The sequence below is a fragment of the Rhizobium sp. NZLR11 genome (assembly GCF_019685115.1).
GTDB lineage: Bacteria > Pseudomonadota > Alphaproteobacteria > Rhizobiales > Rhizobiaceae > Rhizobium.
Genome location: NZ_JABDWD010000020.1, coordinates 64,743 through 80,131, shown reverse-complemented (window position 1 = coordinate 80,131; position 15,389 = coordinate 64,743). Strand labels below are relative to the sequence as shown.

Below are 15,389 nucleotides of genomic sequence, written 5' to 3'. Positions count from 1 at the left end.
ATTTTTCTGCCTGCCCGCCGTCCAGTCCAATGCCGCTCAATCCGTCAGCCTTCCGTTGCCGGCCCTGCCGACGTGTCGTGATTCGCTCGTGCCATTTGGAGCCCAGGACCCCTGTATTGCAAGCCCGCTCATTTTGCCGAGGTCGACCACCAGGCATCGGGGAAGCCAAGGCTGTAGGCCGGAAACTCGGCCGGATGCGTGACGGTGTTCCAATAGGCGATGTTGTAGGTATCACGGTAGAACAGCGGGATGACGTAGTGATTTGCAAGCAAGACCCGGTCCATGGCCTTGATCGCAGCGACCTGTTCGTCGCGGTTCGGCGCGAAGATAATCATGCGAATGAGCTCATCCACGGCCGGGTTGGCAATGCCGGCGTAGTTGCGAGAACCCTGCTGGTTGACCGAGCCGGATCCCCAATAGTCGGCTTGCTCATTGCCCGGATTCATCGTCTCCGCCCAGACATTCCAGATCATATCGTAATCAAAGCTGCGTTCGCGGTTGACAGCTTGCGAAGCGTCGACTGTCCGAACCCGCGCATCTATGCCGATTTTCTTGAGATTGCTGGCATAAGGCACCGCCCAGCGCTCCAACATGGCGCTCGACAACAGTATCTCGAAACTCATCGGCTGGCCGGTCTTGGTATTGACCATGCGATTGCCCTTCAGCTCCCAACCGGCTTCTTTCAGAAGAGCAATCGCCTTGCGGAGGTTGTCGCGGCTCTTCTGCGGATCGCCGCCGACGGGATTGGTGTACGGCGTTGTGAAGACCTCCGGGGGAATCTTGTCTTTCAGGCCTTGCAGTAATTCGAGCTCACGCCCCTGCGGCAGACCGGAGGAGGCGAGGTCGGTGTTCCAGAAATAGCTGTCGATGCGCTTGTAACTGTTAAAGGCAACGGTGCGGTTCAGCTCCTCGAAATCGAGGCCGTAGTTCAGCGCCTCGCGGACCCGCTCGTCCTTGAAGAGGTCACGCCGCATGTTGGGTACGAGCGCTTGCAGGATGCCGGTGGAGCGTAGCGGATTTGCAACCTCCTCCTTCTTGATGCGTCCTTCCTTCATCGCGGGAAAATCATATCCAGTCGCCCAGCGGGCAGCCGTCGTCTCCTGCCAATAGTCGCTACTGCCGGCGCGAAAGGCTTCGAACTCGACATCCCGATCACCGAAATAGGTGTAGATGACATTGCGGAAATTGTTCTGGCCGACATTCACATTGAGATCCTTGCCCCAATAGTCGTCACGCAGTTCATAACGGATCGTGGCGCCGGGCGAGAAGGAAGCAATCTTGTAAGGCCCGGAACCCATCACCGGCTCCAGAGTCGTCTTGGTAATGTCGCGCGGCTTGCCATCCGGTCCGGCCGCCTCCCACCAATGTTTCGGCACGATCATCAACTGGCCAAGAATGTTTGGCAGTTCGCGGTTGTTCTTCTCGTCGAAGATGAAGGTGACGTCCCGATCGCCGGTCTTTTCCGCCTTGACGACGTGATGGTAATAGTTACCGGCGAGGGGGTTCAATTCCTTGGTCTTGTCCAGGCTGAAGATGACGTCTTCGGGCGTTACCGGCTGACCATCTGCCCATTTCGCCTCCTTGCGCAGGCGAAATGTCGCGCTGGAGACGTCAACGGGATAGGATAGCCCCTCGGCAAGCAGACCGTAGGAGACCAGGAGTTCGTCATCTGCCGGCTTCATCAACGTGTCGTAGGCAAGCGACAGACCTATCGCTGTTTGGCCTTTTGCCAGCAGAGGGTTGAAGGTGTCGAAGGCGCCGCTTGCTGAAAGGCGCAGATCTCCGCCTTTCAGTGCATCAGGATTGACATAGTCGAAATGCGCAAAGCCCGGCTTGTACTTCATCTCGCTGATGACGGAGCTGCCGATCTTAAAGGGCTGGTCCTGACCCGTTGCCGTCATGGGCGCCAAGGCCCCCGCAAGCGATAGAAATACACCGATCTTCGACCACAGAGCCATTCACGCTTTCCCCTGATTATTGATGGGTTCGACAATACGAAAAATACCGGCGAAAAACAGGAGAGAGTTTGGTTTTTGCCGGGCACGCGAAAATTTGACCTGGCTCGGCCGCGTCAAGGTTGAAAGCGTCAGCGGGATCGGGCGAGCGCTGCGGCGATCCGTCACCGCCTGCGGCGATCCCCGCCAGCCAAATCATCGATTCACCAAAATCGCTTTTCACGATAGATTCGACGCAAATCACTTCGGCAGCGGTTCAAGGAAATAGTATGGCTTTCGGCTTCGCGCAGGCTTTCAGGAGATTCGGCAAACTGACGCTTGCCGGCGCAATCGGCGCAGGCCTTGCCGCCGGCGATGTCGGCGCTGAGCAGAAGACGCCAAGCCCAGGCAGCGCCAAAGGCCAGTTCGGCGCCGTCAGCATGCCGACCCAGGGGTCAGCGCAGCCGATCGGCTTTTACGCCAAGGGCTGCATGACCGGGGCGGTGGCGCTGCCGACCGACGGGCCGACCTGGGAGGCGATGCGGCTTTCGCGCAATCGCCGCTGGGGCAATCCGGCGATGATTTCGCTGCTCGAACGTCTTTCTGAGGACGGGGCCAAATATGCCGGCTGGCCGGGTATCCTCGTCGGCGATATTGCGCAGCCGCGCGGCGGGCCGATGTTCAACGGTCATGCCTCGCACCAGATCGGCCTCGATGCCGATGTCTGGTTTACGCCGATGCCGGCGCGCCGCATGACGGCCAAGGAGCGCGAGGACCTGCCCTTCACCACGATGCTGCAGAAGGACAAGTTCCTGACCGTCGACCCGAACGTGTGGACGCAATCGCGAGCGCGGCTGCTGATGCTGGCGGCAAGCTATCCCGAGGTGCAACGCATATTCGTCAACCCGGCGATCAAGAAGAAGATGTGCGACACCTGGACGGGCGACCGCACCAATCTCGGCAAGCTTCGGCCGGAATACGGCCATGACTCGCATTTCCACATCCGCATCAAATGCCCGGCCGGTGCGGCCGGATGCACGCCGCAAGCCCCTGTTGCCGCCGGCGATGGCTGCGACAAGTCGCTCGCCTGGTGGTTCACGCCGGCCCCCTGGGCGCCGCCGAAACCGCCGAAGCCCGGCGCCAAACCGCCGAAGCCGCCGCGCGAGATGATGGTTTCGGACCTGCCGAAGGGCTGCGCCGCGGTGCTCGATGCCGCTGCCGTCGCCTCGATGCAGGCCGCCACCTATAGCGGAGCTTCCGCCGCAAGCGCGCTCACCGCCGCTCCGGCAGCAGAGCCGGCCGCCGATCCCGATGGGGCACTGCCGGATGTCGGGCCGGTTCCAAACGACAAGCCGGCGATACAATGAAGGGCGGCCCGAGACCGAGGCGCCGAGGGAGGGCGCGCTGTCTTTCAAATCGCAAATTCTTGGTATAGAAGCGGTCAAATCGATTGAATTGCTTGGGCGGAGATTGGGTTCATGGCCGGCGGCAAATGCCTTGCATTGATTGCGCATGACCAGAAGAAAGACGACATGGCGGATTTCGCCCGCGCTCACCGGGACATCCTCTCCCGCTGGAAGATCGTCGCCACCGGCACGACCGGCGGGCGGGTGCTCGACGCCGCCCCGGATCTCGACGTCACCAGGCTGAAAAGCGGACCGCTCGGCGGCGACCAGCAGATCGGCGCGCTGATTTCGACCGGCGAGGTCGACGCCCTGATCTTCTTCGTCGACCCCTTGACGCCGATGCCGCACGATGTCGACGTCAAGGCGCTGATGCGGCTGGCGATCTTTTACGATATTCCGATGGCGCTCAACCACGCGACCGCTATAAAACTTCTTCCCACACTCGAAGCCTGATCAGCACGGAACCGGCCATGCCAAAACCGAACAACAGCACCGCTCCGCTGCCTTTCCCGATCCTGATCGGCGATATCGGCGGCACGAATGCCCGCTTCTCCATCCTGACCGATGCCTATGCCGAGCCGAAGCGGTTTCCGAACGTGCGCACGGCGGATTTCGCGACGATCGAGGAAGCGATCCAGCAAGGCGTGCTCGACAAAACAGCCGTGCAGCCGCGTTCGGCGATCCTTGCTGTCGCCGGCCCGATCAACGACGACGAGATCCCGCTGACCAATTGCGACTGGGTGGTGCGGCCAAAGACGATGATCGAGGGCCTCGGCATGGAGGACGTGCTCGTCGTCAACGATTTCGAGGCGCAGGCGCTGGCAGTCGCCGCCCTTTCGGATGAGAACCGCGAACGCATCGGCGACGCCACCGGCGACCTGATCGCCTCCCGCGTCGTGCTCGGACCGGGCACCGGTCTCGGCGTCGGCGGGCTGGTGCATGCCCAACACAGCTGGATCCCGGTTCCCGGCGAAGGCGGCCATGTCGATCTCGGACCGCGCAGCAAACGCGACTATCAAATCTTCCCCCATATCGAGACGATCGAAGGCCGCGTCTCCGCCGAGCAGATCCTCTGCGGGCGCGGCCTCGTCAACCTCTACCACGCCATCTGCGTGGTCGACGGCATCCAGCCGACGATGAAGGATCCGGCCGACATCACCTCGCACGCACTTGCCGGCAGCGACAAGGCGGCCGTTGAGACCGTCTCGCTGTTTGCCACCTATCTCGGCCGGGTGGCGGGCGACATGGCGATGGTTTTCATGGCGCGCGGCGGCGTCTATCTGTCCGGCGGCATCTCACAGAAGATCCTCCCGGCGTTGAAGAGGCCGGAATTCCGCATCGCCTTCGAGGACAAGGCGCCGCATACGGCGCTGCTTCGCACCATCCCGACCTATGTGGTGACGCATCCGCTGGCAGCGCTTGCCGGGCTTTCCTCCTATGCCCGCATGCCGGCGAATTTCGGCGTCTCGACGGAAGGCCGCCGCTGGCGGCGCTGACCCCGGCGCGCAGAGCAATAGAGCGCCCCTTTCGCGTCCTATCCGGACGCGCGGCGCTCTAGCCAAACCAGTCCCAACTCTTTATAGAGCCGGCAAAAGTACGCGTCGCCCCCGCGCCGCGTTTGGTCCGAGACAGGAAACCTCATTTTTGGAAGCGGCGGAAAGCAGAACGCAGAGCGTCAGCAGCGATACCGTAACCGGCATCCTGAAGCGCATCATCGCTGAAAACGGCCGCGATCATCTCTGGGGCTATGTCTTTGCGATTGCCTGCTTGATCGTGGTGGCGCTTTCGACGGCGTTTACCGCGTGGATCATGCGGGCGATCATCGACGAGGCCTTCGCCAACCGGCGCGCCGACGTCGTCTGGATCATCTGTCTTTCGATTTTCATCGCTTTCGTGCTGCGCGGTTTTGCCAGTTACGGCCAGGCGGTGACGCTTTCCAAAGTCGGCAACGATATCGTCGCGCGTTACCAGCGCCGGCTCTATTCGCATCTGATGACGCTTTCGGTCGGCTTCTTCAGCGAGGCCCGCTCTGCCCATATCGCCGCGCAGGTGAGCCAGAACGTCAGCGGCATCCGCGATGTGCTCAACTTGACGATCACCTCGACGGTGCGCGACCTGCTGACCTTCATTTCGCTGCTGGCCGTGATGATCCTCCAGGATCCGTTGCTCAGCCTTGCGGTGTTCATCATGGCCCCGCCGCTGCTTTATGCGCTGCGTTATGTTTCCAAGCGGCTGCGCTCGGCGACGCGCGAAGCCGTGCATTTGAACAGCCACGTTCTCGGCGCCATGCAGGAGACGATCCAGGGCATCGCCATCGTGAAAGCCTTCACGATGGAAGACGAACTGGAACGCAAGGTCACCAAGCTCATCAAGGGTGCCGAAAACAGGGCGAACCGGATTGCCCGGCTTTCCGAACGCACGTCTCCGCTGACAGAAAGTTTCGCGGGCTTTGCCGTCGCCAGCGTGCTGGCCTATGCCGCCTACCGCTCAATCTACTACAATGTGCCGCCCGGCGCCTTTTTCTCTTTCGTCACGGCGCTGCTGCTTGCCTATGACCCGGCCCGCCGGCTTGCCCGCCTGCAGGTGCAGATGGAGCGTGCCGTCGTCAATGCGCGGATGATCTATGAATTGCTCGACATGGAGCCGCGCCAGCGCGACCTGCCGGATGCCCAGCCGCTGACGGTGACGCAAGCCAGAATCGAATTCCGCAACGTTTCCTTCGGCTATGGCAGTGAGAGCGTGTTGAGCGGTGTGAGCTTCATCGCCGAGGGCGGCGCGACCACGGCGCTGGTCGGCCCTTCGGGGGCCGGCAAATCCACCGTCATCAACCTCATTCCGCGCTTCTACGATCCGCGCGAGGGCGAAATCCTGATCGACGGACAGGACATCGCCCACATCACCAAGAAGTCGCTGCGCCAGCAGCTCGCCTATGTCTCGCAGCAGCCCTACCTGTTCGAGGGCACGATCCGCGACAATATCCGCTATGGCCGGCCGGAAGCGACCGATGCCGAGGTGGAAGAAGCGGCCCGGCTTGCCTATGCGCATGATTTCATCTCAGCCCAGCCGCAGGGTTACGAGACGCCGGTCGGCGAAAACGGCGTGACGCTTTCCGGCGGCCAGCGCCAACGGCTGTCGATTGCGCGTGCCCTGGTGCGCAATGCGCCGATCCTGCTTCTCGACGAGGCGACCTCAGCCCTCGACACCGAATCCGAAGCGGCCGTGCAGAAGGCGCTCGACGAGGCGATGACCGGCCGTACCGTCGTCGTCATCGCCCACCGGCTTTCGACCGTGGTGCGCGCCGACAAGATCGTCGTCATGCAGCAGGGCCGCGTCGTCGAGGAAGGCAATCACGAGACGCTTGCGAAGGTCCGCGACGGTCTTTACGCTCGCCTCAACAATCTGCAGAGGCCTTCGGCCTCAGATTCAAACTGACCTGGTGAGCATGACATGAGCGATGCTGCGATGAAACTGGTGGTGGTTGGCGCAGCCGGGCGCATGGGGCAGACGCTGATCCGGCTCATCCATTCCATTGAGGGCGCCACACTCCATGCCGCAGTCGAGCGCAGCGGTTCGCCCTTTATCGGCAAGGATGCCGGCGAGATCGCCGGTCTCGGCCCGACCGGTGTCATTATCGGCGACGATCCGCTCAATGCCTTTCTGGATGCCGAAGGCGTGCTCGACTTCACCTCGCCTGCCGCAACAACGGAATTCTGCGGCCTCGCCGCTCAGGCCCGCATCGTCCATGTCGTCGGCACGACCGGCTGTTCGGCTGAAGACAATGCCAAGATCGCCGCCGCCGCCCGCCATGCCCGTATCGTCAAATCAGGCAATATGAGCCTCGGGGTCAATCTGCTCAGCGTGCTCGCCGAGCAGGCCGCGCGTGCGCTCGAGCCTGATGACTGGGATATCGAGATCCTGGAAATGCACCACAAGCACAAGGTGGATGCGCCTTCCGGCACCGCCCTTCTGTTCGGCGAGGCCGCAGCAAAGGGGCGCGGCATCGATCTTGCCGCAAAATCCGTGCGTGTGCGCGACGGCCATACCGGCGCCCGGCAAGCCGGCACGATCGGCTTTGCGACGCTGCGCGGCGGCTCCGTCATCGGCGAGCATTCGGTGCTGTTCGCCGGTGAAGGCGAAATCGTCACCCTGTCGCACAGCGCAGCCGACCGCTCGATCTTTGCGCGCGGCGCCATCAAGGCCGCACTCTGGGCGCGCGACAAGAAGCCGGGTCTCTATTCCATGCTCGACGTGCTCGGGCTTTCTTCTTCATAACGATATTGCGGAGGCAAATTCATGAGCGGTACCCTCGTCCTCGTTCGCCACGGCCAGAGCGACTGGAACCTGAAGAATCTCTTCACCGGCTGGAAGGATCCCGATCTGACGGCGCTCGGCATCGAGGAGGCCAATGCCGGCGGCAAGGCGCTTGCCGAATACGGGATCAAATTCGACGTCGCCTACACCTCGGTGCTGGTGCGCGCGCAGCACACGCTGAAGCTCATCCTCGACAAGGTCGGCCAGCCCGATCTGCCAACGATCCGCGACCAGGCGCTGAACGAGCGCGACTATGGCGATCTCTCCGGTCTCAACAAAGACGATGCTCGCGCCAAATGGGGCGAGGAACAGGTGCATATCTGGCGCCGCTCTTATGACGTGCCGCCGCCCGGGGGCGAGAGCCTGCGCGATACCGGCGCCCGCGTCTGGCCCTACTACCTCACAGAAATCCTGCCGCGCGTGCTCAACGGCGAGAAGGTGCTGGTTGCGGCACACGGCAATTCGCTGCGCTCGCTTGTCATGGTGCTCGACAAGCTGAGCAAAGAAGGCGTGCTTGCCCTCAATCTCGCGACCGGCGTTCCCATGGTCTACAAGCTGAAGGCGGATTCCACCGTCGCGTCGAAGGAAGTGCTCGGCGATATGTCCGGCGCACACTGAATTCTGTCGTCCGTGCCAGCCGGAGTCGGCTGGCACCTCATGTCTCAATTCTCGATGGTGAACTGCACCCGGTCGGCTGCGAACCGGCTGATCGAATATTGCACCGGCACGCCATCGAGATCAGTGTTCATCGCCTTTGCGATCAGCAGGATCGCGCCGGGGGTGAGTTCGAGGTCGGCCATATCGGCTGCATTCGCATGGGCGGCCGTCACCTCGGTCGTTGCACGGACATAGTCCGACAGGCCGAGCTCGGCGAAAGCCTTGGTGATCGATTCGTGCTTGCGGTAGGCCTCGCCGATCCCGGCAAAACGCCCGGCAGGAAACCAGCTCGTCGCCTTTGAAACCGGCCGCCTGTCGGCATGGCGCAATGTTTCCAGCCGGATCACCTGCCCCCCTGGCTTGATATTCAGCCAGCGGGCGACCTCGGCGCTGGCCTCCTCCTTCACCTCGTCGAGCAGAAGGCCGCGCATCTCGCGCGCCTGATCGCCGATGCCGGCGGTAAATCGCGTGCGCCGGGCAATCGGGAAATTCAGCCGCTCCTTGCGCTCGATCAGCGTGCCGCGACCTTGTACCGCACGGACGATCCCTTCCTGCGCCAAGGCCGCCAAAGCGCTCCGCACCGTATGCCGGTTGACGCCGAATTGCAGCGCCAGGACCGTCTCCGGCGGCACCATTCCGGTCTCGTCATAGGTACCGCTGCTGATCGCTTCGCGGATCCGATCGGCGATCTGGCGCCAGAGCGCCACGCCGGTCTGCCTTTGCACCTGCTTTAATCCTGGCATTCCGCCCCCGTTCCCACGTCCGATGTCACGCTTGTCACCACATCGATTTAAGCGTAGGTATATCTTGTATGGTTGTCTATATCAATAGACATTTGAGGAAGCGACAATGATATCAGCGGATAGGACAGGCGCAACGCCACAGACGGCATCCGGGCGCAAACGCGCCGCCGACCTGCTGGCGCGCGCGGAACTGAGCGAACTCTCGGCGGTCTGGAACGCGTTGCCGGAAAAGCCCGCGGCACATCCGGTGCGCGGACCGGAGACCGGGTTGGTGATGGTCCGCGGCCGCATCGGCGGCGGCGGCGCTCCCTTCAATCTTGGCGAGGTCACAGTGACCCGGGCCACGGTCCGGCTCGTCTCCGGGGCGATCGGCCATGCCCAGGCGCTGGGCACCGACCGTGAGAAGGCCCGGCTGGCGGCGATCTTCGACGCGCTCTGGCAGGAGGAGGCGACGAAGGATTTTGTCGAACAGGCACTGCTTTTGCCCGTCGCCGAACGGATCGCCGATGCCGAACGCCGCAAGGCGGACGAGACGGCAGCGACCCGCGTCGATTTCTTCACCATGGTGCGGGGAGACAACTGATGGGACTGAAGACAGAAGCCCTCACAGGTGGCTTTGCCGACCCGGTCTTCCACGCCCAGAGCGTCTTCAAGATGCTGATGGACGGCATGGCTCGCCCCGGCACGATCCACACCGTCCGGCCCGATGTCGCGCCGCCTGTGCCGTTCGGTATTGGCGCCGGCACGATCGCGCTGACGCTTTGCGACCACGACACGCCTGTCTGGCTGTCCCAGGGACTGGCGAAATCGGCCGCGCCGGAGTGGCTCGGCTTCCACACCGGCGCGCCGCTGACCGGTGAAAAGGCTGAGGCCCGCTTCGCCTTCACGGAGGCCGGCACCGCGCTTTGCTCCTTCGGCCTGTTTGCATCGGGCACGCAGGAATATCCCGACCGCTCGACGACTGTTGTCATCGAGCTCGCCGATCTCGAGGGTGGACGCAGGCTGGCGCTGATGGGGCCCGGTATCCAGACTGTGACGGAAATCGCGCCTGTCGGGCTGCCGGAGACCTTCCTGCGGCTCTGGACCGAGAACCGCGCGCTCTTCCCGCGCGGCATCGACATCGTGCTGACGTCGGCCGAGCGTTTCCTCTGCCTGCCGCGCACCACCAAGATCACAGCAACGGAGATCTGAGCTCATGTATGTTGCCGTCAAGGGTGGCGAGGCCGCCATCGCCAATGCCCACCGCCTGCTGGCCGACCGCCGCCGCGGCGACCGTTCGTTGCCGGCGATCGGCATCGAACAGATCGTGGCGCAGATGGCGCTCGCCGTCGACCGGGTGATGGCCGAGGCCTCGCTTTTCGACCGCACACTCGCAGCGCTTGCCGTCCGCCAGTCGCGCGGCGATATGATCGAGGCGATCTTCCTGCTGCGCGCCTACCGCACGACGCTGCCGCGTTTCGGCTATTCCAAGCCGCTTGACACGGCTGATATGACGATCGAACGCCGCATCTCGGCGACCTACAAGGATCTGCCGGGCGGCCAGCTTCTTGGGCCCACCTTCGATTATACCCACCGGCTGCTCGATCCGTCGCTGCTTTCCGACGAGGCGGTCGAGACGCCTGCCCAGCGCACAGCCGAGACCGGCCGCGTCATGCGCGTCTCCGAGATCCTCGGCGAGGAGGGGCTGATCGAGGCCGACGGCGACATGCCTGAGGATCACGAGATCGGCGACCTGACCCGCGAGCCGATGGAATTTCCGATGACCCGCGATCTGCGCCTGCAGGCGCTCGCCCGCGGCGACGAAGGTTTTCTGCTGGCGCTCGGTTATTCCACCCAGCGCGGCTACGGCCGCAACCACCCCTTCACCGGCGAGATCCGTATCGGCGAGGTCGAGGTGGAATTCGACGTGCCGGAACTCGGTTTTGCCGTCTCGCTGGGCACGATCCAGATCACCGAGTGCCAAATGGTCAACCAGTTCAAGGGTTCGGCGAAGGCACCCCCGCAATTTACCCGCGGCTACGGCCTGGTCTTCGGCCAGAGCGAGCGCAAGGCGATGGCGATGTCGCTGGTCGACAGGGCGCTTCGTGCCGAAGAGCTCGGCGAGGATATCACCGCCCCGGCACAGGACGAGGAATTCGTCATCTCGCACTCCGACAACGTCCAGGCGACCGGCTTCGTCGAGCACCTGAAGCTTCCGCATTATGTGGACTTCCAGGCCGAACTCGATCTCGTCCGCCGCATGCGTCGCGAATTCGAAGCCGCCCGCAACGCTGGCGAAGACATGAAGGAGGCCGCCGAATGAGCGATCTGGCCAGCTACAACTTCGCCTATCTCGACGAACAGACCAAAAGGATGATCCGCCGCGCCATCCTGAAAGCGATCGCCATTCCCGGCTATCAGGTGCCTTTCGCTTCGCGCGAAATGCCGATGCCTTACGGCTGGGGCACCGGTGGCGTGCAGGTGACGGCCTCGATCATCGGACCGGATGACGTGCTGAAGGTCATCGACCAGGGTGCCGACGACACGACCAACGCCGTTTCCATCCGCGCTTTTTTCCAGAAGGTCGCCAATGTCGCGGTGACGACGCGCACAGGCGAGGCGACGATCATCCAGACGCGCCACCGCATTCCGGAAGAGAAGCTCGGGCCCGGCCAGGTGCTCGTTTACCAGGTGCCTATCCCCGAGCCGCTGCGTTTCCTCGAACCGCGCGAGACCGAGACGCGCAAGATGCATGCTCTCGAGGAATACGGCCTGATGCATGTGAAGCTCTACGAGGATATCGCCCATAACGGCCGCATCTCCAAGACCTATGCCTATCCGGTGAAGGTACACGGCCGTTACGTCATGGACCCGTCGCCGACGCCGAAATTCGACAATCCGAAGATGCATATGTCGGACGCGCTGCAGCTTTTCGGCGCGGGACGCGAGAAGCGCATCTATGCGGTTCCGCCCTATACCGACGTCGTCAGCCTGGATTTCGATGACTATCCCTTCGACATCCAGCGCTTCGACAAGCCCTGCGCCCTTTGCGGTGCCGAGGATGTCTATCTGGACGAGGTGGTTCTCGACGACAAGGGCGGGCGCATGTTCGTCTGCTCCGACACCGATCACTGCGAAGACCGCCGCGCCCATGGGCATGCCGGCGAGATGTTGGCCCGGGAGGCTGCAGAATGAGCGATATCCCGCTTCTCAAAGTCCATGACGTTTCGAAATTTTACGGCAACCGGATCGGCTGCCGCGACGTCTCCTTCGATCTCTGGCCGGGCGAAGTGCTCGCCATCGTCGGCGAGTCCGGCTCCGGCAAGACGACACTGCTGAACTGCCTCTCCACCCGGCTGCTGCCGAGCACTGGCAGCGTCGAATACCACATGCGCGACGGCAGCTACCGCGACCTCTACCGCATGAACGAGGCCGAGCGGCGTTTCCTGATGCGCACCGACTGGGGCTTCGTGCACCAGAATCCGGCCGACGGCCTGCGCATGACCGTCTCCGCCGGCGCCAATGTCGGCGAACGGCTGATGGCGATCGGCGACCGGCACTATGGCACGATCCGCGCTTCGGCGATCGATTGGCTGGAGCGCGTCGAGATCGACGCCGACCGCATCGACGACCAGCCGCGCGCCTTTTCCGGCGGCATGCGCCAGCGCCTGCAGATCGCCCGCAACCTCGTCACCGGCCCGCGCCTCGTCTTCATGGACGAACCCACGGGCGGCCTCGACGTCTCGGTGCAGGCACGCCTGCTCGATCTGGTGCGCGGCCTTGTTAACGATCTCGGCCTGTCGGCGATCATCGTCACCCACGATCTCGCCGTCGCCCGCCTGCTCTCACACCGGATGATGGTGATGAAGGACGGCTACGTAATCGAACACGGGCTCACCGACCGGGTGCTCGACGACCCGCGCGAACCCTACACGCAACTGCTCGTCTCCTCGATCCTGCAGGTCTGAGCAATTCAAGATTTTACAGCGTCCTTGCGCGTCTTTTCAGGGGCCGGCGCTGTAAATCCGAAACCAGGAAAGAAGACATCATGCCAACGCCCCTCGTCGTTTCCGAAGTCTCGAAAAGCTTCACCATGCACCTGCGCGACGGCATCAGGCTGCCCGTCGTTTCCAATGTCGCCTTCTCGGTCGCCTCAGGCGAATGCGTCGTGCTCGGCGGCCCATCGGGCGTCGGCAAGAGCTCGCTGCTCAAGATGATCTACGGCAATTATGCCGTCGACACTGGCCAGATCCTCATACGCCACGATCAGCGCATCGTCGAGCTCGCCGCCGCCGATCCGCGCACCGTGCTCAACGTGCGGCGCCACACGCTCGGCTATGTCAGCCAGTTCCTGCGCACAGTACCGCGCGTCGCGGCGGTCGATGTGGTTGCCGAACCGCTTGTGGCGCGCGGCGAAGACGCCGCCACGGCACGGGAAAAGGCGGGCGCCCTGCTTGCCAGGCTCAACCTGCCGGAAGCGCTCTGGCAACTTCCACCCGCCACCTTCTCCGGCGGCGAGCAGCAGCGCGTCAACATCGCCCGCGGCTTCATCACCGAGCACACGATCCTGCTTCTCGACGAACCCACAGCCTCGCTCGATGCCAAAAACCGTGCCGTCGTCGTCGGCATGATCGAGGAGAAGAAGAAGGCGGGTGTCGCGCTTCTCGGCATTTTCCACGACGAGGAAGTGCGCGAGGCGGTCGCCGACCGCATCCTCGACGTCCAGCTGTTCTCGCCTGGAAAGATCGCCGCATGAGCCGCAAGCTTGGCATCGAGCCCTATGTGCATGAGACGGCATCCGTCAGCGATTCCACCTTCGGTCGCTATACGGAGGTCTCCGAGCGCTGCCGCATCAGCGAGGCCACGTTCGGCGACTATTCCTACATCATGCAGGATGGCTCAGTCTGGTGCGCAACGATCGGCAAGTTCGTCAATATTGCCGCCGCCGTGCGCATCAACGCCACCAATCATCCGACCTGGCGGGCGACGCTGCATCATTTCACCTATCGTGCCGCCGACTACTGGCCGGACGGCGACATGGAAACCGATTTCTTCGCCTGGCGGCGGGCAAACCGCGTGACGATCGGCAACGATGTCTGGATCGGCCATGGGGCGACCATCCTGCCCGGCGTCACCGTCGGCAACGGCGCGGTGATCGGCGCCGGTGCGGTGGTATCGAAGGATGTCGCTCCCTACGCGATCGTCGGCGGCGTGCCGGCCAAACCAATCCGCGAACGCTTTCCAAGAGAGATCGGTGAACGGATGGACAGGCTTTCCTGGTGGGATTGGGAGCACGACCGGCTGCGCCAGGCGCTGCAGGATTTCCGCAACCTGAGCGCGGAAGATTTCCTGTTCCGCTACGGTGGTTAAACCGCCGATATAGATGCGCAACAAGCGCGGGGATATGTGACAGGACTTACACAAATATGACATGGGAGGTTCATCAAGCGGGACTAATGCGATGCTGACCAAGGCCTGGAGTGCAAAGGGAAAGCATGATGTTCGAGCTGAAGAATGTCACACGTCGTTTCGGAAAAAAGCTCGCCGTCGATTCCGTCACGCTCGACATTCCTCAGGGCCAGATGGTCGGCATCATCGGCCGATCCGGCGCCGGCAAGTCGACGCTCTTGCGCATGATCAACCGGCTGCAGGAACCGAGCTCCGGCTCCATTCATTTCGCCGGCGTCGAGGTCTCCGGGCTTCGCGGCCGGGCGTTGCGCAACTGGCAGCGCGATTGCGCGATGATCTTCCAGCAGTTCAACCTGGTGCCGCGCCTCGACGTTCTGACCAATGTCATGCTCGGCCGCCTCAACCACCGCTCGACGCTTCTGAGCCTGCTCAACATCTTCACCCGCGAGGAACGTGTACATGCCATCGCTGCGCTCGAACGCCTCGGCATCGAGCAGACGGCGTTGCAGGCATCCGGCACGCTTTCCGGCGGCCAGCAGCAGCGCGTAGCGATTGCACGGGCGCTGATGCAAAACCCGAAGATGGTTCTTGCCGACGAGCCGATCGCCTCGCTCGATCCGCTGAATGCCAAGATCGTCATGGATGCGCTGCGCGATATAAACGAGCGCGAGGGCATCACCGTCATCACCAACCTTCACACGCTCGACACCGCCCGCAACTATTGTGAGCGCATCGTCGGCATGGCCGGCGGCCGCGTCGTCTTCGACGGCAAGGCTTCGGAACTGACCGCCGAGGCAGTGAAGGCAATCTACGGGACGGACAAGGATGGCGCCGGCATCGACGAAACGATGACCTCGACGTCCATCAATATCGCTCCCGAGCGGGCAGACAATCAATCCGCCGGCGCCCAACCGCTGGCGCTGGCCGGTCTCTGAGCGAGCCGGCCGCGA

General features: G+C 63.0%; 17 protein-coding genes. 14 read left to right on the top strand and 3 right to left on the bottom strand.

Annotated elements, in window-relative coordinates; all coding sequences use genetic code 11:
* Window positions 1-128: 128 nt before the first annotated feature.
* Window positions 129-1,958, bottom strand: coding sequence for an extracellular solute-binding protein (locus HJB83_RS27180; RefSeq protein WP_221132968.1), 1,830 nt, complete (start codon window positions 1,956-1,958; stop codon window positions 129-131).
* A gap of 16 nt (window positions 1,959-1,974) precedes the next feature.
* The gene (locus HJB83_RS27175) at window positions 1,975-2,178 is read right to left on the bottom strand and encodes a hypothetical protein (protein ID WP_207582459.1); all 204 of its coding nucleotides are present in this window, start codon (window positions 2,176-2,178) and stop codon (window positions 1,975-1,977) included.
* Between the two features lie 46 nt (window positions 2,179-2,224).
* On the opposite strand from HJB83_RS27175, the gene mepA reads away from it, so the two are divergent.
* The 6 genes from mepA (at window position 2,225) to HJB83_RS27145 (ending at window position 8,269) form a co-directional block, all read left to right on the top strand.
* Complete coding sequence (gene mepA / locus HJB83_RS27170) at window positions 2,225-3,301, top strand: penicillin-insensitive murein endopeptidase (RefSeq protein WP_207582458.1); 1,077 nt, start codon at window positions 2,225-2,227, stop codon at window positions 3,299-3,301.
* Window positions 3,302-3,412: 111 nt separating this feature from the next.
* Window positions 3,413-3,793 carry a methylglyoxal synthase gene (locus HJB83_RS27165; RefSeq protein ID WP_164006080.1) on the top strand — a complete coding sequence of 127 codons (381 nt, stop codon included), beginning with the start codon at window positions 3,413-3,415 and terminating at the stop codon, window positions 3,791-3,793.
* 17 nt (window positions 3,794-3,810) lie between these two features.
* Window positions 3,811-4,836, top strand: a complete 1,026-nt coding sequence (locus tag HJB83_RS27160; protein WP_221132967.1) for a glucokinase — start codon at window positions 3,811-3,813, stop codon at window positions 4,834-4,836.
* Between the two features lie 148 nt (window positions 4,837-4,984).
* The gene (locus HJB83_RS27155; RefSeq protein WP_207582455.1) at window positions 4,985-6,772 is read left to right on the top strand and encodes an ABC transporter ATP-binding protein; all 1,788 of its coding nucleotides are present in this window, start codon (window positions 4,985-4,987) and stop codon (window positions 6,770-6,772) included.
* Between the two features lie 15 nt (window positions 6,773-6,787).
* Window positions 6,788-7,612: a 4-hydroxy-tetrahydrodipicolinate reductase gene (gene dapB / locus HJB83_RS27150; protein WP_207582454.1), complete on the top strand. Its 825-nt coding sequence runs from the start codon at window positions 6,788-6,790 to the stop codon at window positions 7,610-7,612.
* Window positions 7,613-7,633: 21 nt separating this feature from the next.
* Complete coding sequence (locus HJB83_RS27145; protein ID WP_164006076.1) at window positions 7,634-8,269, top strand: 2,3-bisphosphoglycerate-dependent phosphoglycerate mutase; 636 nt, start codon at window positions 7,634-7,636, stop codon at window positions 8,267-8,269.
* A gap of 44 nt (window positions 8,270-8,313) precedes the next feature.
* Here the strand turns inward: HJB83_RS27145 and phnF are convergent, their stop codons facing one another.
* Window positions 8,314-9,051: a phosphonate metabolism transcriptional regulator PhnF gene (gene phnF, locus HJB83_RS27140; RefSeq protein WP_207582453.1), complete on the bottom strand. Its 738-nt coding sequence runs from the start codon at window positions 9,049-9,051 to the stop codon at window positions 8,314-8,316.
* Window positions 9,052-9,157: 106 nt separating this feature from the next.
* Here phnF and phnG point away from each other — a divergent pair, with 106 nt between their 5' ends.
* The 8 genes from phnG (at window position 9,158) to phnC (ending at window position 15,374) form a co-directional block, all read left to right on the top strand.
* A complete protein-coding gene (gene phnG / locus HJB83_RS27135) occupies window positions 9,158-9,634 on the top strand; it encodes a phosphonate C-P lyase system protein PhnG (protein WP_207582452.1) in 477 nt (158 codons plus the stop codon).
* Complete coding sequence (phnH, locus tag HJB83_RS27130; RefSeq protein WP_207582451.1) at window positions 9,634-10,242, top strand: phosphonate C-P lyase system protein PhnH; 609 nt, start codon at window positions 9,634-9,636, stop codon at window positions 10,240-10,242. The genes phnG and phnH overlap by 1 nt, the downstream gene beginning before the upstream one ends.
* A 4-nt stretch (window positions 10,243-10,246) precedes the next feature.
* The gene (locus tag HJB83_RS27125; protein WP_221132966.1) at window positions 10,247-11,353 is read left to right on the top strand and encodes a carbon-phosphorus lyase complex subunit PhnI; all 1,107 of its coding nucleotides are present in this window, start codon (window positions 10,247-10,249) and stop codon (window positions 11,351-11,353) included.
* Window positions 11,350-12,225 carry an alpha-D-ribose 1-methylphosphonate 5-phosphate C-P-lyase PhnJ gene (locus HJB83_RS27120; protein WP_207582449.1) on the top strand — a complete coding sequence of 292 codons (876 nt, stop codon included), beginning with the start codon at window positions 11,350-11,352 and terminating at the stop codon, window positions 12,223-12,225. Before HJB83_RS27125 ends, HJB83_RS27120 begins: the two co-directional genes overlap by 4 nt.
* Window positions 12,222-12,998, top strand: a complete 777-nt coding sequence (gene phnK / locus HJB83_RS27115; protein ID WP_207582448.1) for a phosphonate C-P lyase system protein PhnK — start codon at window positions 12,222-12,224, stop codon at window positions 12,996-12,998. Before HJB83_RS27120 ends, phnK begins: the two co-directional genes overlap by 4 nt.
* An 80-nt stretch (window positions 12,999-13,078) precedes the next feature.
* Complete coding sequence (phnL, locus tag HJB83_RS27110; protein ID WP_221132965.1) at window positions 13,079-13,786, top strand: phosphonate C-P lyase system protein PhnL; 708 nt, start codon at window positions 13,079-13,081, stop codon at window positions 13,784-13,786.
* Complete coding sequence (locus HJB83_RS27105) at window positions 13,783-14,400, top strand: DapH/DapD/GlmU-related protein (protein ID WP_207582446.1); 618 nt, start codon at window positions 13,783-13,785, stop codon at window positions 14,398-14,400. The genes phnL and HJB83_RS27105 overlap by 4 nt, the downstream gene beginning before the upstream one ends.
* Before the next feature lie 128 nt (window positions 14,401-14,528).
* A complete protein-coding gene (gene phnC, locus HJB83_RS27100) occupies window positions 14,529-15,374 on the top strand; it encodes a phosphonate ABC transporter ATP-binding protein (RefSeq protein WP_221132964.1) in 846 nt (281 codons plus the stop codon).
* Window positions 15,375-15,389 lie beyond the last annotated feature (15 nt).

Coding starts and splice junctions, on each gene's coding strand:
- HJB83_RS27180 (WP_221132968.1), bottom strand. CDS start 1,958: ATGGCTCTGTGGTCGAAGATCGGTGTATTTCTATCGCTTGCGGGGGCC.
- mepA (WP_207582458.1), top strand. CDS start 2,225: ATGGCTTTCGGCTTCGCGCAGGCTTTCAGGAGATTCGGCAAACTGACG.
- HJB83_RS27165 (WP_164006080.1), top strand. CDS start 3,413: ATGGCCGGCGGCAAATGCCTTGCATTGATTGCGCATGACCAGAAGAAA.
- HJB83_RS27160 (WP_221132967.1), top strand. CDS start 3,811: ATGCCAAAACCGAACAACAGCACCGCTCCGCTGCCTTTCCCGATCCTG.
- dapB (WP_207582454.1), top strand. CDS start 6,788: ATGAGCGATGCTGCGATGAAACTGGTGGTGGTTGGCGCAGCCGGGCGC.
- HJB83_RS27145 (WP_164006076.1), top strand. CDS start 7,634: ATGAGCGGTACCCTCGTCCTCGTTCGCCACGGCCAGAGCGACTGGAAC.
- phnF (WP_207582453.1), bottom strand. CDS start 9,051: ATGCCAGGATTAAAGCAGGTGCAAAGGCAGACCGGCGTGGCGCTCTGG.
- phnG (WP_207582452.1), top strand. CDS start 9,158: ATGATATCAGCGGATAGGACAGGCGCAACGCCACAGACGGCATCCGGG.
- phnH (WP_207582451.1), top strand. CDS start 9,634: ATGGGACTGAAGACAGAAGCCCTCACAGGTGGCTTTGCCGACCCGGTC.
- HJB83_RS27125 (WP_221132966.1), top strand. CDS start 10,247: ATGTATGTTGCCGTCAAGGGTGGCGAGGCCGCCATCGCCAATGCCCAC.
- HJB83_RS27120 (WP_207582449.1), top strand. CDS start 11,350: ATGAGCGATCTGGCCAGCTACAACTTCGCCTATCTCGACGAACAGACC.
- phnK (WP_207582448.1), top strand. CDS start 12,222: ATGAGCGATATCCCGCTTCTCAAAGTCCATGACGTTTCGAAATTTTAC.
- phnL (WP_221132965.1), top strand. CDS start 13,079: ATGCCAACGCCCCTCGTCGTTTCCGAAGTCTCGAAAAGCTTCACCATG.
- HJB83_RS27105 (WP_207582446.1), top strand. CDS start 13,783: ATGAGCCGCAAGCTTGGCATCGAGCCCTATGTGCATGAGACGGCATCC.
- phnC (WP_221132964.1), top strand. CDS start 14,529: ATGTTCGAGCTGAAGAATGTCACACGTCGTTTCGGAAAAAAGCTCGCC.